This window comes from Pseudohaliea sp., assembly GCF_054552115.1.
Genome location: NZ_JBTOLW010000007.1, coordinates 24,402 through 41,495, shown reverse-complemented (window position 1 = coordinate 41,495; position 17,094 = coordinate 24,402). Strand labels below are relative to the sequence as shown.

17 protein-coding genes are annotated in these 17,094 nt (G+C 69.1%); 7 read left to right on the top strand and 10 right to left on the bottom strand.

Annotated elements, in window-relative coordinates; translation table 11 throughout:
• Positions 1 to 91: 91 nt before the first annotated feature.
• Complete coding sequence (locus tag ACX93N_RS05420; protein WP_459427382.1) at positions 92 to 1,066, top strand: class I SAM-dependent methyltransferase; 975 nt, start codon at positions 92 to 94, stop codon at positions 1,064 to 1,066.
• On the opposite strand, the gene ACX93N_RS05415 is transcribed toward ACX93N_RS05420, so the two are convergent.
• The 3 genes from ACX93N_RS05415 to ACX93N_RS05405 are packed head-to-tail and all read right to left on the bottom strand — an operon-like array spanning position 1,056 to position 4,759.
• On the bottom strand, positions 1,056 to 2,198 hold the full coding sequence (locus tag ACX93N_RS05415; protein WP_459427381.1) for an aspartyl/asparaginyl beta-hydroxylase domain-containing protein: 1,143 nt from the start codon (positions 2,196 to 2,198) through the stop codon (positions 1,056 to 1,058). The two genes, ACX93N_RS05420 and ACX93N_RS05415, sit on opposite strands and share 11 nt — an antisense overlap.
• Entirely contained in the window at positions 2,195 to 3,583 is a 1,389-nt protein-coding gene (locus ACX93N_RS05410; protein ID WP_459427380.1) for a sulfotransferase family protein, read from the bottom strand. Before ACX93N_RS05410 ends, ACX93N_RS05415 begins: the two co-directional genes overlap by 4 nt.
• Before the next feature lie 45 nt (positions 3,584 to 3,628).
• Positions 3,629 to 4,759 (bottom strand): tetratricopeptide repeat protein, encoded by a 1,131-nt coding sequence (locus tag ACX93N_RS05405; protein ID WP_459427379.1) that lies wholly within the window; start codon positions 4,757 to 4,759, stop codon positions 3,629 to 3,631.
• 57 nt (positions 4,760 to 4,816) lie between these two features.
• Here ACX93N_RS05405 and ACX93N_RS05400 point away from each other — a divergent pair, with 57 nt between their 5' ends.
• On the top strand, positions 4,817 to 5,407 hold the full coding sequence (locus ACX93N_RS05400) for a YhgN family NAAT transporter (protein ID WP_459427378.1): 591 nt from the start codon (positions 4,817 to 4,819) through the stop codon (positions 5,405 to 5,407).
• Here ACX93N_RS05400 and ACX93N_RS05395 read toward each other — a convergent pair.
• From ACX93N_RS05395 to tkt, 3 genes are read right to left on the bottom strand one after another with little or no spacing between them, the layout of a single operon-like run.
• Complete coding sequence (locus ACX93N_RS05395) at positions 5,388 to 6,566, bottom strand: phosphoglycerate kinase (protein ID WP_459427377.1); 1,179 nt, start codon at positions 6,564 to 6,566, stop codon at positions 5,388 to 5,390. The two genes, ACX93N_RS05400 and ACX93N_RS05395, sit on opposite strands and share 20 nt — an antisense overlap.
• Before the next feature lie 26 nt (positions 6,567 to 6,592).
• On the bottom strand, positions 6,593 to 7,606 hold the full coding sequence (locus ACX93N_RS05390) for a glyceraldehyde 3-phosphate dehydrogenase NAD-binding domain-containing protein (RefSeq protein ID WP_459427376.1): 1,014 nt from the start codon (positions 7,604 to 7,606) through the stop codon (positions 6,593 to 6,595).
• A 2-nt stretch (positions 7,607 to 7,608) separates the two neighbouring features.
• Positions 7,609 to 9,624: a transketolase gene (tkt, locus tag ACX93N_RS05385; RefSeq protein WP_459427375.1), complete on the bottom strand. Its 2,016-nt coding sequence runs from the start codon at positions 9,622 to 9,624 to the stop codon at positions 7,609 to 7,611.
• A 119-nt stretch (positions 9,625 to 9,743) separates the two neighbouring features.
• On the opposite strand from tkt, the gene ACX93N_RS05380 reads away from it, so the two are divergent.
• From ACX93N_RS05380 to ACX93N_RS05360, 5 genes are read left to right on the top strand one after another with little or no spacing between them, the layout of a single operon-like run.
• A complete protein-coding gene (locus tag ACX93N_RS05380) occupies positions 9,744 to 10,751 on the top strand; it encodes an ArsR/SmtB family transcription factor (protein WP_459427374.1) in 1,008 nt (335 codons plus the stop codon).
• 23 nt (positions 10,752 to 10,774) lie between these two features.
• Positions 10,775 to 11,926 (top strand): methionine adenosyltransferase, encoded by a 1,152-nt coding sequence (gene metK / locus ACX93N_RS05375; RefSeq protein WP_459427373.1) that lies wholly within the window; start codon positions 10,775 to 10,777, stop codon positions 11,924 to 11,926.
• Between the two features lie 54 nt (positions 11,927 to 11,980).
• On the top strand, positions 11,981 to 13,372 hold the full coding sequence (gene ahcY / locus ACX93N_RS05370; protein WP_459427372.1) for an adenosylhomocysteinase: 1,392 nt from the start codon (positions 11,981 to 11,983) through the stop codon (positions 13,370 to 13,372).
• Positions 13,373 to 13,381: 9 nt separating this feature from the next.
• On the top strand, positions 13,382 to 14,224 hold the full coding sequence (metF, locus tag ACX93N_RS05365; protein WP_459427371.1) for a methylenetetrahydrofolate reductase [NAD(P)H]: 843 nt from the start codon (positions 13,382 to 13,384) through the stop codon (positions 14,222 to 14,224).
• A gap of 8 nt (positions 14,225 to 14,232) precedes the next feature.
• The gene (locus tag ACX93N_RS05360; RefSeq protein WP_459427370.1) at positions 14,233 to 14,958 is read left to right on the top strand and encodes a 16S rRNA (uracil(1498)-N(3))-methyltransferase; all 726 of its coding nucleotides are present in this window, start codon (positions 14,233 to 14,235) and stop codon (positions 14,956 to 14,958) included.
• Here the strand turns inward: ACX93N_RS05360 and ACX93N_RS05355 are convergent, their stop codons facing one another.
• The 4 genes from ACX93N_RS05355 to ACX93N_RS05340 all read right to left on the bottom strand — a co-directional run bounded on the left by ACX93N_RS05355 (position 14,959) and on the right by ACX93N_RS05340 (position 16,998).
• Positions 14,959 to 15,219 (bottom strand): type II toxin-antitoxin system RelE family toxin, encoded by a 261-nt coding sequence (locus ACX93N_RS05355; RefSeq protein WP_459427369.1) that lies wholly within the window; start codon positions 15,217 to 15,219, stop codon positions 14,959 to 14,961.
• Positions 15,219 to 15,452 carry a CopG family transcriptional regulator gene (locus ACX93N_RS05350; protein ID WP_459427368.1) on the bottom strand — a complete coding sequence of 78 codons (234 nt, stop codon included), beginning with the start codon at positions 15,450 to 15,452 and terminating at the stop codon, positions 15,219 to 15,221. Before ACX93N_RS05350 ends, ACX93N_RS05355 begins: the two co-directional genes overlap by 1 nt.
• Before the next feature lie 95 nt (positions 15,453 to 15,547).
• The gene (locus ACX93N_RS05345; protein WP_459427367.1) at positions 15,548 to 15,973 is read right to left on the bottom strand and encodes a GtrA family protein; all 426 of its coding nucleotides are present in this window, start codon (positions 15,971 to 15,973) and stop codon (positions 15,548 to 15,550) included.
• A gap of 536 nt (positions 15,974 to 16,509) precedes the next feature.
• On the bottom strand, positions 16,510 to 16,998 hold the full coding sequence (locus tag ACX93N_RS05340; protein ID WP_459427366.1) for a helix-turn-helix domain-containing protein: 489 nt from the start codon (positions 16,996 to 16,998) through the stop codon (positions 16,510 to 16,512).
• Positions 16,999 to 17,094 lie beyond the last annotated feature (96 nt).

Genomic DNA, 17,094 nt, shown 5'->3' with positions numbered 1-17,094 from the left:
CGCCCCCGGGCGCCCCGCCGGCAAGGAAAAGGCCAACCTCGTGTTGGCCTTTTTTTTGTGCTCACGATGCGAAGGAGGCATGCTTTAGCCCATGAACAGCACTGACGCCCAGGCCTGGGAAGACTACTGGGAGCGGACCCGGCGCGCCGGCGTGGTACCCGAGATCGGGGCCCGCGACCCCGCGCTCCGGGACTACTGGCTGGCGTTCTTCACGTCCTGCGCGTTCGCCGATGACGGGCGCACCCGCCTCCTGGACCTCGGCTGCGGCCACGGCGCCGTCACTGCCCTGGCCGAGTCCGTCGCCCGCAACAACCTGCGCCACTTCCGCATCACCTGCCTCGACGTGAGCGAGGCCGCCATCGACCTGGTCACGGCGCAGCACCCGGCCGTGGCCGCCGTCTGCGCCAGCGCAGACGACATTCCCCTGCCCGATGCCTTCTTCGACCACGTGGTCAGCCAGTTCGGCATCGAGTACGCCCCGCTGGAAGCCGCCGACGAGGCCGCCCGAGTGCTGCGTCCCGGCGGCTCCATCGCCTTTCTCATGCACCTGAAGAACGGCGCGATCTGGGAGGAATGCCGGACCAACCGCGACGCCCTCGAGGGTGTCCACGACAGCGGTGTCCTACCCGCCTTCATCCGCCTCATCGAGGAGGCCCTGGCCCTGCGCCAGGGCCGCGGCACCCGCGACGCCTTCGAACAGGCGGACCGCGACCTGGCCCCCTGCGTACAGGCCATGGAGGGCGTGATCAGGGAGCACGGCAAGGAGATCGGCGGGGGGCTCGTTTTCCGCACCTACGCCGACATCGCCCACATGTACCGGAAGATGAACGCCTTCGAGCCGGCGGAGGTCATCGCCTGGGCGGAGAAGGTCGAGGCCGCCATGGCCGCCTGGCGTGAGCGCATGCAATCCATGCTCGACGCCGCCCTCGACGAGACCGCCCTCACCGCCTGGCGCGAGCGCCTGGCCGCCGGCGGCCTCACCGTGGACGAACCGGCCCGCCTGGCGCTGGGCGAACCGGCCCGGGACGGCGCGTGGATCCTGCGCGGAAAAAAGGTCAGTCGCTGAAGGTATCTACCGCCTGCAGCAAGGTCCGCACCCAGTGGCGCTCGTCTTCCGTCAGTTCCGGTCGCCAGATATCGAAGAGCAGCACGACCCGCTCATGCTCCGAGCGGTTGATGGCCTCGTGCTCCACGCTGTCGTCGAACACGAAGGCCTCACCCTCGACCCAGGGGCGCGTGTAGTTCCCCACCCGCAGCTCGCCACAGTCGGGCGGCACGATGATCGGCAGGTGGCAGATGAGCCGGGTATTGACCATGCCGTTGTGGGGCGGAATGTGCGTGCCCGCCTTCAGGCGGGAGAACAGCGCCGTGGGCGTCTGCCCCGGGACATCCGGGCCCGGGACACCCTCCAGGGCCGCCACCGTCGCCGGGCAGCGGGCGGCGTTCTCTTCCACCAGCGCGCCATCGCGCCAGAGGTAGAAGGCGCTCCAGTCCATGCTGCCCACGTTCGAGCTGTCATTCAGCTGCGGCGAGTGCGGGTCCTGCTCCAGGTAGGGGCGGAAGCGCTCCTCGCCGGCGAGCAGGGCCTCGAGCTCGGCGCGGATCGCCGCCGTGTGCGACTCCAGTTCCTCGAGCCAGGGGAAGGTCTCCCGCGGGTAGAAGGCGATCTGCGGCAGGCCGGGGAAGAGGTAGCGCGTGGGCTGCTGGTACTGCACCGGCTTGCGGCCGCAGAGGATGTCGAAGGACTCCGCGAAGCGCGGCGCCACGTCGTCCCGGAAACCCGCTGCCTCGAGGGCGCCGCGCAGGTGCGCCTCGTAGGCATCGGCGAGGCGGTCGCTGCTGGCAGCCGCCCGCTTCAGCCCCTCCTGCACGTCCCGGGGCGGCGCCTCCGTGAGCTGCGCGGCGATGCCGAGCGCCGCCTGGTAGAAACCCATGGCGCTGCGCGAGCGGCCGAGCCGGTCCAGGTGGTCGCCCTTGAACAGCAGGGCGCGGAGGTTCCGCGGGTCTTTCTCCAGGGCCCGGTCCACGGCCGCCAGGGCGCCGTCGCTGTCGCCGCTGTTGACCCGCGCGAAGGCCAGGGCGAGCCAGGCCGAGCTGTCAGCCTCGCCACCGGCGGTCAGCTGTTCCAGCGCGGCAACCGCCGCCGGGGCGTCACCGGCGCGCAGCGCCTCGAGGCCCTGTTTGAGCAGGTCGCTCATCGGCCCGCCTCCAGCGCCTCGCGCAGGGCGGGCAGGGCATCGGTGAAGGGACGATGCGCTGCAACAGCATCGCCGTGGATCGGCTGGCGGACCTGCAGCGTGCTCGCCGTGGTGACGGGCCGCGGATTGTCCTGGGGCGCAAGGCAGGCGGCCTCCGGCTCGAGGCCGCAGTGCGCCAGGAACGCGTTGATCACGGGCTCCGGACTCGCGACGAGCTCTTCGTAGCTGACGGTATACAGCCGGTCCCCCAGCAGCTCACCCATGCGCGCCAGGTAGTCGTCGTAGAGGCGCCAGTAGGCGCCGAGGTCCGCCGGGCTGCCCGCATAGCGGTGCGGTTCGTCGAAACGGGTGCGGTAGATGGACCAGCAGTTCGCCAGGGCATCGCGCCGGCAGTGGATGAAGCGCGCCTTCGGGAACAGGCAGGCGAGCAGCGGCAGGGCCAGGAAGTTCGCCGGCATCTTGTCGACGACCCGCCGCGCCAGCGGCGCCCGGGACTGCAGGGCCTTGAGATAGGTGCCGGCGATGCCGCGCCGGTCCGCCGCCGAGAGCCGGGCGAAGGCGACATTGAAGGGCTGTCGCGTGCGGCGCTCGAGGTCGCCGCAGAGATCGCCGATGAGCCGCAGTTCGCCGGCGCCATGGACGGCGCTGTGGCTGTCCAGCACCTGCTCCACCAGGGTCGTGCCCGAGCGCGGCAGGCCGAAGACGAAGACCGGCAGCTCGCTGCCGCTGCCGCCGTCTGCGGCTCGGGAGGCAATGGTATCGGCGTCCAGGGCCCCGGCCAGGGCATCGAAATAGCGGCTCGCGCCGGCCACATCGAAGGGCTGGCGCGCCGCATCCACGGCATGGGCCTCGGCGAGGTGGGCAAGCGTGTCCTCTACATCGCCCGCGCGCTCGGCGACGGCGGCCAGGCCCCAGGCGAGATCGCGACGCTCGAGGGAGCCAGCCTTGCTGCGGGCATATACCTGGCGCAGGGCCTTCGCCTCCGCGGCCTCGGCGGCGGTGTCACTGCCATCACGCAGCCGGGCCAGGGCACAGTGGGCCGGGGCGAAGTCCGGCGCGTGCTGCAGGGCACGGCGGTAGCCCGTGACGGCGCCGGCCACGTCGCCGAGATCCCGGCGCACGTTGCCGAGCTCGTACCAGGCGCCGTGCAGCCCGGCTTTTCGCGCAACGGCCTCGGCGAGACAGTCCCGCGCCGCTTCAAGGCGGCCCAGCTGGTAGTAGAGCGTGCCGAGGCCATGGAGGGCCTGCGGGTGCGCCGGGTGGGCCGCGAGGGTGGCGCGGTAGGCGCGCTCGGCCTCCCCGAGGCGGCCGGCCCGGTGCAGGGAGAGGGCATCTTTCAGGGATGCCGGGATTGCGGCGGCGCGGCGTTTGCGGGCTTGGGCCATGGTGTTCCTGCGTCGATGGTTGCGGCCCGCGATTCTACCAGAGCGCTAGCTCCCGGCGAGGAGTTCGAGCTTGTTGCCGTAGCGAGCCTTGTCGGCATCCGCAGCCAGCGCCTCGGCCTGGCGCAGGAACTGCCGCGCGAGCTGCGGCTGGCGCCGCTGGGTCAAGATCATCGCCATGAGGTGGTGGAAGCGGTGGTCCTTCGCCTGCATCCGCAGCGCCTTCTCGAGATGCCGCTGCGCCTTGAGGTAGGCGCCCGCCTCGTAGGACTGCTCTGCCCGGTAGTACTGGTAGTAGGGATTCTTCGAGCGCACGCGCTCCACCTGCCGCGCGTAGTTCGCCGCCAGCCGGGGCAGACCCTGCTCGCGATAGAGACGCGCCAGGTTGCTCATGGCAACGGGCTCCCGGTCGAGGTCGATGGCATGCCGGAACGCGGCCTCGGCCCGGGCGGTCTCCCCCTGCCGCCGGTAGAGCGTGCCGAGGTTGGTCCACACGTGGCCGGCACCGGGCTGGAGCGCCAGCGCCCGGCGGAAGTGCAGGAAAGCCCGGGCGGGGTCGTCGTGCGTCATGTAGTGCACGCCCAGGTTGTTGTGGTAGTGCGACTCCCCGGCCTCGTCGCTGAGCAGCCGCCGCGGGTAGGCCCGCATGTAGTCGCCGATGTTGAAGTCGACCACCTGCTCCGCCCCCGGCAGGTCCACGAGGACGTTCACATGCAGGTTGTAGAACCAGGCGTGCTCGCCCTCGGTCCAGGTCGGGGGCACCATGACCTCCTGGTAGCTGGCGCGCACCCCCGCCTCCCGGGCGAGGGCGAGGAACAGGTTGGTGAAGCTCATGCAGTTGCCGGCGCGGCGGTAGAAGGCCTCGCTGGCGGGCAGGGTGAGGAGGTTGTCGTACTCGAGCTTCAGGCCGCCCTCGAGGATGCCCTCCAGGATGAGATCGACCTTGCGCGAGTCACTGGCACGCGCCGGTACACGCTCGGCGAGAAAGGCGCGCATGTCGTCGTTGACGGCGAGAAGGGCCGGGTCCCCGGGCGCCTCCTCCGGGCCGACGCCGAAGAGCCGGCCATCGAGCAGGTCGTCGGCGCCGAACTGCGCTTCGGCCGAAAACTGCGGCGGTGGCTGCGAGGTGCAGCCGGCGAGGAAGAGCAGCAACAGCGCAAGGAGCGTGTAGCGGGGCATGGCCAGCCTCCTGCCGGGGCGGTGCCCCCCGGCGTTTCATGAGACAATTGTAGCACCATGGATACCGCCTTCAGCGCCTTCATCACCCTGCTCCTGGTCATGGACCCGCTGGGCAACGTGCCCATCTTCCTGTCCGTGCTCAAGGACGTCGACCCGAAGCGGCGCCAGTGGGTGATCTTCCGGGAGCTGCTGGTGGCCCTGGGCGTGCTGCTCCTGTTCCTCTGGGGCGGGAGCACGGCGCTCGATCTCATGGGCCTCAGGCAGGAGTCGATCAGCATCGCCGGCGCGATCATCCTGTTCCTGATCGCCATCCGCATGATCTTCCCCTCGCCCTACGGGATGATCGGCGACTCGCCGGACGGGGAGCCCTTCATCGTGCCGCTGGCCATTCCGGCCGTGGCCGGCCCGTCGTCGCTGGCAATCGCCATGCTCATGGTACACACGGACCCGTCGCGGATGCTCGACTGGACCGCCGCCCTCGTCGGCGCCTGGGCCGTGTCTGCCGTGCTGCTCATGGCGTCGCCGCTACTGCTGAAAGCCCTCGGCAACCGGGGGCTGATCGCCATGGAGCGGCTCATGGGGATGATCCTGGTGATCATCGCCGTGCAGATGTTCTTCGACGGGGTCGCTACGACCCTCCATCTCTAGCGCGCTCTTCCAGCACCGCCACCGCCGGCAGCGTCTTGCCCTCCACGTACTCGAGGAAGGCGCCGCCGCCGGTGGAGATGTAGGAGACCCGGTCGGCGATGCCGAACCGGTCGATAGCCGCCAGCGTGTCACCGCCGCCCGCCAGGGAGAAGGCATCGCTGGCGGCGATGGCCTCCGCCAGGGCGCGGGTGCCGCCCGCGAAAGCCTCGAATTCAAACACACCCACGGGACCGTTCCAGAGGATCGTGCCGGCATCGGCGAGCTGCGCCGCCAGGGCCTCGGCGGCGCGGGGGCCGATGTCGAGGATCATGTCCTCCGGGCCCACTTCGGAAGCCGCCTTCACCGTGGCCTCGGCCTCGGCGCTGAACTCACTGGCGACCACCACGTCCTCGGGCAGGGGCACGGCGGTTTTCTCCATGAGAGCTTTCGCCGCGGGCGCGAGGTCGTGCTCGCAGAGGGACTTGCCCACCGGGAACCCGGCCGCGGCAAGGAAGGTGTTGGCAATACCGCCGCCGACCACCAGCTGGTCGACCTTGTCGGCGAGGGTCTCGAGTACCGTGAGCTTGGTGGAGACCTTGGAACCACCGACGATGGCGACCATGGGCCGCGCCGGTTCCGCCAGCGCCCGCTCCAGGGCCGACAGCTCCGCGGCGAGCAGCGGGCCCGCGCAGGCCGCCGGGGCGTAACGGGCCACCCCGTGAGTCGAGGCCTGGGCCCGGTGCGCGGTGCCGAAGGCATCCATCACGAACAGGTCGCAGAGGCCGGCGTAGGCCCGCGCCAGGGCCTCGTCGTCTTTCTTCTCGCCGCTGTTGAAGCGCACGTTCTCGAGCATGGCGATCTCGCCGTCACCGAACACCACGCCGCCGCGCCAGTCGGGGATGAGCGGCACGGGGCGGCCGAGCAGCTCGCCGAGGTGCGCGGCCACCGGCTCCAGGGACAGCGCCGGGTCGAAATCTCCCTCCGTCGGCCGGCCCAGGTGCGACATGAGCAGCACCTTCGCGCCGGCGGCCAGGGCCTGCTCGATGGTCGGCAGCGCGGCCCGGATGCGCGCATCGGAGGCGACCCTGCCGTCCTTGAGGGGCACATTGAGGTCCTCGCGGATCAGCAGCGTGCGGCCGGCGAGGGGGAAGTCCTGCATGAGCTTGACGGAGAGGGACATGGCGGGCTCCTCGGGGGTTGCGGGGCCTAGGCGGTGCGGCTCCAGTAGTGGGCGACGTCGAGCATGCGGTTGGCGTAGCCCCACTCGTTGTCGAACCAGGTCAGTACCTTCACCAGGTGGCTGCCGCTGACCCGGGTCTGGCTGGCATCGATGATACTGGAGCGCGGATCATGGTTGAAATCACAGGAGGCCAGCGGCTCCTCCGTATAGCCGAGGACGCCGTCGAAACGCGCCGCCGCGGCCGCGGCGAGCGCGGCGTTCACCGCTGCCTCGTCCACCGGGGCGCGCACCTGCACCGTGAGGTCCATCGCCGAGACATTGAGCGTCGGCACGCGCAGCGCCTGCGCGCTGAAGCGCCCGGCGAGCGCCGGCAGGATGCGCTCGATGCCGCGGGCGAGGCCCGTATCGATGGGGATGATGGAGCGGGAGGCCGCGCGGGTCTTGCGCAGGTCCGTATGGTGATAGGCGTCGAGCACCGGCTGGTCGTTCATCGCCGAGTGGATGGTGGTAATGGTGCCCACCTCGATGCCGAAGGCGTCATCCAGGGCGGCGATGACCGGCACGATGCCGTTGGTGGTGCAGGACGCGGCCGACACGATGCGGTGGCGAGCCTCGAGGCAGTCGTGGTTGACCCCGTAGACCACGGTGGCGTCGACATCCGCCTGCGCCGGCTGCGAGAAGAGCAGCCGGCCGGCCCCGGCGGCGAGGTGCTGCCCGGCGGTGGCGCGGTCGCTGAAGGCGCCGGAACATTCGAGCACGAGGTCGACCCCGTGGCGGCCCCAGTCGAGCTGCGCCGGGTCTTCCTCCCGGAGCAGCGCGATCGGCTCCCCCGCGACGCTGAAGCCGACCTCGCAGGGGGCGACCTCGGCGGGAAAGCGCCCGTGGGTACTGTCGTAGCGGGTGAGGTGGACCACCGTCGCCGCGTCCGCCAGCTCGTTCACCGCGACCACCTTGAGCGCCTCGCGCAGCGGGCTTTCCTGCAGGGCCCGGAGGACGCTGCGCCCGATGCGGCCGTAGCCGTTGATGGCGAGGCGCAGCATTGCTAGAGCTGCAGGACCTCGTCCACCGCCGCCACCACGTTGTCGACAGTGAAGCCGTACTCCTCGAACAGCGCGGCGGCGGGGGCGGATTCGCCGAAGCTGTCCATGGCGACGATGCGCCCGTCGAGGCCGACGTACTTGTACCACCAGTCGCGGTGGCCAGCCTCGACCGCCACCCGGGCAAGCAGGTCGCTCGGCAGCACCGACTCGCGGTAGGCCGCGTCCTGCTGCTCGAAGACCTCGGCGCAGGGCAGGGACACGACACGCACGGCGCGGCCCTGCTCCGCCAGGCGCTCCGCAGCGCCCACGGCGAGGGCGACCTCGGAGCCGGTGGCGATGATGATGGCTTCGGGAGAGCCGTCACAATCGCGAAGGACATAGCCGCCGCGGTGGATGGCCGCGACCCGGGCGTCGTCGCGGGCCTGGTGCGGCAGGCCCTGGCGGGAGCACACCAGCGCGGTCGGGCCGTCGCGGCGCTCGATGGCGGCGCGCCAGGCCACGGCGGTCTCCACCGTGTCGCAGGGACGCCAGGTGTGCAGCTTGGGCGTGGCGCGCAGGGCGGTGAGCTGCTCCACGGGCTGGTGCGTGGGGCCGTCCTCGCCGAGGCCGATGGAGTCGTGCGTGTAGACGAGGATCTGCGGCTGCCCCATGAGCGCCGCCATGCGCACGGCGTTGCGCGCGTACTCCATGAAGATGAGGAAGGTCGCCGTGTACGGGATGAAGCCGCCGTGCAGGGCGAGGCCGTTGGCGATGGCCGTCATGGCGAACTCGCGCACGCCGTAATAGAGGTAGTTGCCCGCCGCGTCGTCCGCCGTCACCGCCTTGCTGCCGTCCCAGAGCGTGAGGTTGGAGCCGGCGAGGTCCGCGGAGCCGCCGAGAAACTCGGGCAGCAGGGCGCCATAGGCATTGAGGCACTGCTGCGAGGCCTTGCGGCTGGCGACGCTGGCGCCGGCCTCCTGGCACTCGGCGATGAAGGCCTCCGCGCGCTCGCCGAAGTTCGCCGGCAGCTCGCCCGCCAGGCGCCGGGACAGCTCGGCGGCCAGGCCCGGGTGCGCTTCCGCATAGGCCGCCATCGCGGCGTCCCAGGCGGCCTCGCGCTCGGCGCCGGCGGCGCGGGCGTCCCAGCCGTCGTAGATGGCCTGCGGGATCTCGAAGGGCGGGTGCGTCCAGCCCAGGGCCTCGCGGGTGGCGGCGACCTCGTCCGCGCCCAGGGGCGCGCCGTGGCAGGACTCGCTGCCCGCCTTGTTGGGGGCGCCCTTGCCGATCACCGTGCGGCAGCAGATCAGCGTCGGCTTACCGTCTTCGGCCCGGGCGGCCTCGATGGCCGCGCGCACGGCCTCCGGGTCGTGGCCGTCGACGGCCTCGATCACCTGCCAGCCGTAGGCGCGGAAGCGGCCCGGGGTGTCGTCGGTGAACCAGCCTTCCACCTCGCCGTCGATGGAGATGCCGTTGTCGTCGTAGAAGGCGATGAGCTTGCCGAGACCCAGGGTGCCGGCGAGGGAACTGCTCTCATGGGAGATGCCCTCCATGAGGCAGCCGTCACCGAGAAACACGTAGGTGTGGTGGTCGACCACCGTGTGCCCGGGGCGGTTGAACTGCGCCGCCAGGGTCTTCTCGGCGATGGCCATGCCCACGGCGTTGGCCAGGCCCTGGCCCAGGGGGCCGGTGGTGGTCTCGACGCCCGGCGTGTAGCCGTACTCCGGGTGGCCCGGCGTGCGGCTGTGCAGCTGGCGGAAATTCTTCAGCTCCTCGATGGGGAGGTCATAGCCCGTGAGATGGAGCAGGCTGTAGATGAGCATGGAGCCATGCCCGTTGGAAAGCACGAAGCGGTCCCGGTTCGGCCAGGCGGGATTCGCCGGGTTGTGCGCAAGAAAATCGTTCCAGAGCACTTCCGCGATGTCGGCCATGCCCATGGGCGCGCCGGGGTGGCCGCTGCTGGCCTGCTGCACGGCGTCCATGCTGAGGGCACGGATGGCATTGGCAAGGTCGGAGCGCGCGAGGTCGGATCGGGCGGGCATAGGGTCGTCCCCGTGTCAAAAGCCCGGCATTCTGGCCCAGCGGGGTGCGGGGAACAACGTAAAAAGTCCTATATCGAAATTTTTTGATATAGGTTGTCAGGGCTGCTAGACTCCGCGTCATGCACGGTGCAGCTTCCCTGACACCGGTCGCCGCCCGCGGCGAACCGGACGCCGCCCTCGCGGACCTCGCCGCGGCCTGCAAGGCCTGCGCGGACCCGCTGCGCCTGCGCGTTCTGCGCGCCCTGCACAACGACTCGCTGGCGGTCTCCGAGCTGTGCGACCTGCTGGCCATGCGCCAGCCGGCGCTCAGCCACCACCTGAAGGTGCTCGCCCGGGCCGGGCTGGTCACCAGCCGCCGCGAGGGCACGAGCATTTTCTACCGGCGCAGCGACCTGCTGGCGCCCTCGGGCGGCGGCGCCGTGGCGGCGGCGCTGCTCGCCGAGCTGGACGCGCTGCCGCTGCCGCCGGCCATGGAACAGGGCCTTGCGCAGCTGCAGCAGGCGCGGGAGAAGAACTCCCGGGACTTTTTCCGCCTGAACGCACACAAGTTCCGCGAGCAGCAGGACCTCATCGCCAGCTACGGGCAGTACGCCGACACCGTGGCCGAGCTCCTCGAGGAGGCGCCGCTGGCGCGGCGCGCGCTGGCCCTGGAGATCGGCCCCGGCGACGGCCGCTTCCTCGCCCGCCTCGCCCCGCGCTTCACCCGCGTGGTAGCCCTGGACAACGCGGTGGAGATGCTCGCCGCCAGCCGCGCCACCGCGGCGGGCAGCGGCCTCGGCAATGTCGACTTCATCCTGGGTGACACCGGCAGCCCCGCGCTCGCGGGCATCAAAGCGGACTGCATCGTCATCAACATGGTCCTGCACCACACGCCGGACCCGGCCCGGGTGCTCGCGGACGCCGCCGCGCACCTCGCGCCCGGCGGCGTCATCGCGGTCACGGACCTCTGCCGCCATCACCAGGGCTGGGCCCGGGAGAACTGCGGCGACCTCTGGCTCGGCTTCGAACCGGAGCAACTCACGGCCTGGGCGGTCGAGGCGGGGCTCGGCGATCTCGCCAGCAGCTTTCTCGCCCAGCGCAACGGTTTCCAGATCCAGGTGCGCCTCTTCGGCCACGCGACTCAGTAAGGACTTTCTTTTAAGGACACAGCATGAGCGACTACTCGATCTTCACCTCGGAATCGGTTTCCGAGGGCCACCCGGACAAGATGGCGGACCAGATCTCCGACGCCATCCTCGATGCCATCCTCGCCGACGACGTGGATGCGCGGGTCGCGGTGGAAACGCTGGTCAAGACCGGCATGGTGGTGATCGCCGGCGAGGTGACCACCAACACCTACGTCGACCTCGAGGACGTGGTCCGCGGCGTGGTCACGGACATCGGCTACACCAGTTCGAAGGTCGGCTTCGACGGCGCCTCCTGCGCCGTGCTCAACGCCATCGGCAAGCAGAGCCGGGACATCGCCATGGGCGTGGACGAGGGCGAGGACAAGGAGCAGGGCGCCGGCGACCAGGGCCTGATGTTCGGTTACGCCAGCAACGAGACCGACGTGCTCATGCCCGCCCCCATCTACTACGCGCACCGGCTGGTGGAGCGCCAGGCGGCGCTGCGCAAGCACGGCACGCTGCCCTGGCTGCGCCCGGATGCCAAGAGCCAGGTCACCCTGCGCTACGAGCACGGCCAGCCCGTCGCCGTGGACGCGGTGGTCCTGTCCACGCAGCATGACGAGGACATACCCCAGGGCGACATCCACGACGCGGTCATGGACCTGATCATCAAGGAAGTACTGCCCGCCGAGTGGCTGCACGCCGACACCCGCTACCACATCAACCCCACGGGGCAGTTCATCATCGGTGGCCCCGTGGGCGACTGCGGCCTCACAGGGCGCAAGATCATCGTCGACACCTATGGCGGCATGGCCCGGCACGGCGGCGGCGCCTTCTCCGGCAAGGACCCGTCCAAGGTGGACCGCTCGGCGGCCTACGCCGGCCGCTACGTGGCCAAGAACATCGTCGCCGCCGGCCTCGCCGAGCGCTGCGAGATCCAGGTGTCCTACGCCATCGGCGTGGCCGAGCCCACCTCCATCTCCGTGAACACCTTCGGCACCGGCTCGGTGAGCGACGAGCGCATCGTGCAGCTGGTACGCGAGCACTTCGACCTCAGGCCCAGGGGCCTCATCGAGATGCTCGACCTGAAGCGCCCGATCTACCGCGACACCGCCGCCTACGGCCACTTCGGCCGCGAGGATGCGAAATTCACCTGGGAACAGACCGACAAGGCCGACGCGCTGCGCAACGCGTAGTACCGGCGTCAGCCACGACTTCAACGATCACGTTTATCAAGCAGGGAACACATCATGAGCACCGCAGAACAACTGGACACGAAGCAGGACTACAAGGTCGCCGACATCAGCCTCGCGGAATGGGGCCGGCGGGAGCTGGAAATCGCCGAAACGGAAATGCCGGCGCTGATGGCCCTGCGCGAGAAATACGCCGCGAAGCAGCCCCTAAAGGGTGCGAAGATCCTCGGCTGCATCCATATGACCATCCAGACCGGCGTGCTCATCGAGACCCTGGTCGCCCTCGGCGCCGAGGTGCGCTGGTCCTCCTGCAACATCTTCTCCACCCAGGACCATGCCGCTGCCGCCATCGCCGCCGCCGGCGTGCCGGTGTTCGCCTGGAAGGGCGAGACGGAGGAGGAGTACGAGTGGTGCATCGAGCAGACCATCCTCAAGGACGGCCAGCCCTGGGACGCGAACATGGTCCTCGATGACGGCGGCGATCTCACCGCCATGCTGCACGACAAGTATCCGGAGATGCTGGAGAAGGTCCACGGCATCACCGAGGAGACCACCACCGGCGTGCACCGGCTGCAGGAAATGCTCAAGGACGGCACGCTGAAGGTGCCGGCGGTGAACGTGAACGACAGCGTCACCAAGAGCAAGAACGACAACAAGTACGGCTGCCGCCACAGCCTCAACGACGCCATCAAGCGCGCCACGGACCACCTGCTCTCCGGCAAGCGCGCCCTGGTCATCGGCTACGGCGACGTGGGCAAGGGTTCCGCCCAGTCGCTGCGCCAGGAAGGCATGATCGTGCGCGTCACGGAGGTGGACCCGATCTGCGCCATGCAGGCCTGCATGGACGGCTTCGAGGTCGTCTCCCCCTTCAAGGACGGCGTCAACGACGGCACGGACGCCTGCATCGATACGGACCTGCTCGGCAGCATCGACCTGCTGGTCACCGCCACCGGCAATTACGACGTCTGCAACGCCGCCATGCTGCGCAACCTCAAGCGCAACGCCGTGGTCTGCAACATCGGCCACTTCGACAACGAGATCGACACGGCCTACATGCGCAAGAACTGGGAGTGGGAAGAGATCAAGCCGCAGGTGCACAAGATCTACCGCGACCAGGCGCAGAACGACTACCTCATCCTCCTTGCCGAGGGCCGGCTGGTGAACCTGGGCAACGCCACCGGGCACCCGTCGCGCATCATGGACGGCTCCTTCGCCAACCAGGTGCTGGCGCAGATCTACCTCTACGAGCGCCGCTTCGCGGACCTCGAGCCGGCGCTCAAGGAAGCCGCGTTGAAGGTCGAGGTGCTGCCGAAGAAGCTGGACGAGGAAGTGGCCGCGGACATGGTGGCGGGCTTCGGCGGTGTGCTCACGAAGCTCACCGAGGAACAGGCCGGCTACATCCACGTCACCGTAGACGGCCCCTTCAAGCCCGAGAGCTACAAGTACTGAGGACCGCCCATGGCACGGAAGCCCGAGATCAGCTTCGAGTTCTTCCCGCCCAAGACGGACGCCGGGCGGGAAAAACTCCTGGCGCAGACGGCCCCGGCGCTGCAGGCGCTTGCGCCGGGGTTTTTCTCGGTCACCTACGGCGCGGGCGGCTCCACCCGGGACCGCACCTTCGACACGGTGACGGCCCTGGCGGACCGGGGCCTGACCGTGGCGCCGCACCTGAGCTTCGGCGGTGACGACGCGGCCACCATCGCGGACATGCTCGAGCGCTACCGGGCGCGCGGCATCGACCGCATCGTGGCGCTGCGCGGCGACATCCCCTCCGGCAACGGTGCCGGGGCGACCATCGTCTACGCCAGCGAGCTGGTGGCCTTCATCCGCGAGCGCACCGGGGATCACTTTCACATCGAGGTGGCCGCCTACCCGGAGATCCACCCGCAGGCGCAGAGCTACCAGAGCGACATCCGCTACCTCAAGGGCAAGTTCGACGCCGGCGCCGACAGCGGCATCACCCAGTACTTCTACAGCCCGGAGGCGTACTTCTACTTCCTGGACCAGTGCGCCGCCATCGGTATCGAGGCGCCCATCGTCCCCGGCATCATGCCGATCACCAACTTCCAGAACCTGGCCCGCTTCTCGCGCAACTGCGGCGCCGAGATCCCGCGCTGGATCTGCCAGCGCATCGAGGGCTTCGGCGACGACCAGGAGAGCATTCGCCAGTTCGGCATCGAGGTGGTCACCCAGCTCTGCGGCACGCTGCTCGACTCGGGCGCCCCGGGGCTGCACTTCTACACCATGAACCAGGTGGAGCCGACCCGGCAGATCTGCGAGAACCTGGGCCTGGCGGCCTAGCGCCCGCCGTGGACCGCCCGCGCTTCTTCACCCGCCAGCCTCTCGCCGAGGGCGCCGAGGTGGCGCTGGAGGCGGAACCCGCGCGGCACATTGCCCGCACCCTGCGCATGCAGCCCGGCGACCGGCTCGTGCTCTTCGACGGCAGCGGCAGCGAGTACCCCGGCGAACTCCTCGCCGCCGACAAGCGCAGCGTCACCGTGCGCTGCGGCGCCCCGCGCGCCATCGACCGCGAATCCCCCCTCGCCGTGGAGCTCGGCATCGCCATCTCCCGCGGCGACCGGGTGGACCTGGTCGTGCAGAAGGCCACGGAACTCGGCATCGCCCGCATCGCGCCGCTGCTCACGGCCCGCGGCCTCAACCTGCCGGCGGACCGGCGCGAGAAGAAGCAGGGCCACTGGCAGCGCATCGCCGAGAGCGCCTGCGAACAGTGCGGCCGCAACCGGGTGCCCGCCATCGCCGGGCCGCAGCCCCTGGCCAGCTGGCTCGACAGCGTCGACGCCCCGCTGCGCCTCGTCCTCGACCCCCGCGCCGAGCCCCGCGACCTGCCGGCCTACGCCGGCGCCGTCGCGCTGCTCTGCGGCCCCGAGGGCGGGCTGGAGGAAGAGGAAGTCACCCGCGCCCAGGCCGCCGGCTTCGGCACCCTGGCCCTGGGCCCGCGCGTGCTGCGCACGGAGACCGCGCCGCTGGCGGCGCTGGCCGCGCTGCAGGCGCGCTGGGGGGATCTGCGGTTCTAGTCAGGTCTTTCGATAAACCTGCTTGCGGTGAGCGACCTTGATGACAAGGACAACCAACCGCTCATCGACGATCTCGTAGACGATCCGGTAAACGCCTTGCCGCACCCGGTAGCGCTCCTGGCCCGACAGCTTTTCGCAGTTGACGGGCCGCGGGTCGGTTCGAAGCGCTTCGATACGCTTGAGGATGCGCTGTACGTCCCGCCGGGGAATCGCCCGCAAATCCCTCGCGACGGACTTTTTGAAGGAGAGCGCGTAGCCCACTAGATCTTGCCATGGGCCTTCAGGTCATCCAGCAGGTCCTGGTAGCTGATCTCCGGCTCGGCTACGCGGTCATCACACGCGGCCAGGTCTTCCTGGTCTTCCGCCAGCAGCTCGCGAACGGCGTCGTTGACGATTTCCGACAGGCTCCGGTTTGCATGCGCTGCACGCAGCCGCAAGGCCCGGTGAAGCTCAGGGTCGAAGTAGATGGTCGAGCGCTTGAGCGGCTTGCCCATGGGAGGCTCCGGGGAAATCGATGACAAGACATCACTATAGCGTCATGACGCTATGGCGTCCTGCCCATCAGTTCACCAAATGCGGCCACCGCGCTTCAACCATCGAACACCAGCTCCCGCGACACGAAGAAGTTGAAGCACATCCCCACCACGCCACCCAGGCAGACGCCGACCAGCGGAATAGCCACCGCCCAGGACGACGGGATCGCAGCGCCCTCACCGGCATAGACAACGAGGGAAAAGACGCCGAAGTTGAGGAGACCGCCTACCGCGTGCACAGCGAAAAACCGCGCCAGCTCATCGAGCACATGGCGGACATTGTCGATGTGATGGAAGGTGAAGTAGCGGTTGAGAAAGTAACCGACCGTCAGCCCGGCGGGATAGGACACCAGGCGGGCGGTGTAGGCGTTGAAGGCGGGCCTGTCCTTGAGCAGGTAGAGCAGGCCGATGTCGATGAGCGCCATGGTGAGGCCGACGCAGGCAAAGCGCAGGAAGGCCGCGCGCGTGCTCGGGGAGAGCACACCCCATCGAAGTAGCCTTAAGGAATGCCGGACCGGGATCGCTGTCGCCCTGTATTGCGGTGGGTAGGGACCCCGATTCTAACCGCCCGGCGGCGTCAGCCAAGGTGAGGCAGCGCCGCGATCTGCAGCCAGAGCACCAGCGCAAGAAGCAGCGCGGCAAACAGCTCCTGCCGCCACCCCCGGCCATCGAACATTTGAGTAGCCATTTGCCACCTCCCGGCCGTCGTTGGAAACGACCCTTTCTCATCCCTGAGTGTGGTCGGGAAAACTAGAGCTTTCACACTAATCCTCGGCTGCGATTTCTCGTCCCCGAAAGTGCCAGCTGCTAGTGGCATCGGCATCGACCCACCCCCTCTACGGTGACCGGGATGTTCACGAGCAAGTGCGCCATGGCCGCCCTGGCAATCATGGCCGTTACGCCCCACCTCTCCCTCGCCCTCGACAGCCGCCGGGACTCGCGACAAGGCGATGCTGAACGAAGTCGGCGGCTGAGTTCGGATAGCGCGAAGCGATTGCTCCGCCGCGAAGCAGCGAGCCTATAGCTTGCGGCCCAGTCGTTTCTCTACCAGCCTGCGTTCAAGGTCTTGAAATGGCAGGCGTATCACCTCGAAGGACACCAGCCCCTGCACGGTCAGCGCGAGGCCGACGCCGCCGAAAACCCAGTAGAGGACCGGCTCATGGAAGCCTTTCACGGCAAAAAAGACCGCCGCGAGAATGACATAGGCGGCGACGCCGCTCAGAAAGTCCTTGATGCCCTTCGCGTACTCAAGCGCTTCGGCCTCATCGGGCTCAAGGTGCTCACTGGTCGTCGCCGCTTTTTCCTGTTCGGTACTGATCATGGTTTCGTGCTCCGTCATGAAGGTGGTGACATCCACCCCGAACACCGCGGCCAGCGCATTGGCTGTTTCCAGGCTCGGCTTGTGGCCTCGCTCGACCCGCTGAATCGTGCGGACAGAGACATCGGCCAACTCGGCCAGTTGGTCCTGCGACCAGCCGTTGCGAAGACGTAGCTTGCGAACAATCATTGCGCTTCCCGTGGCGTCGAGGTGCCGTCATCCTGCCCTTGAAACAGGCAACCGAACACGACACGAACCCGAAAGCTACCCGAAAACCGGGTGACA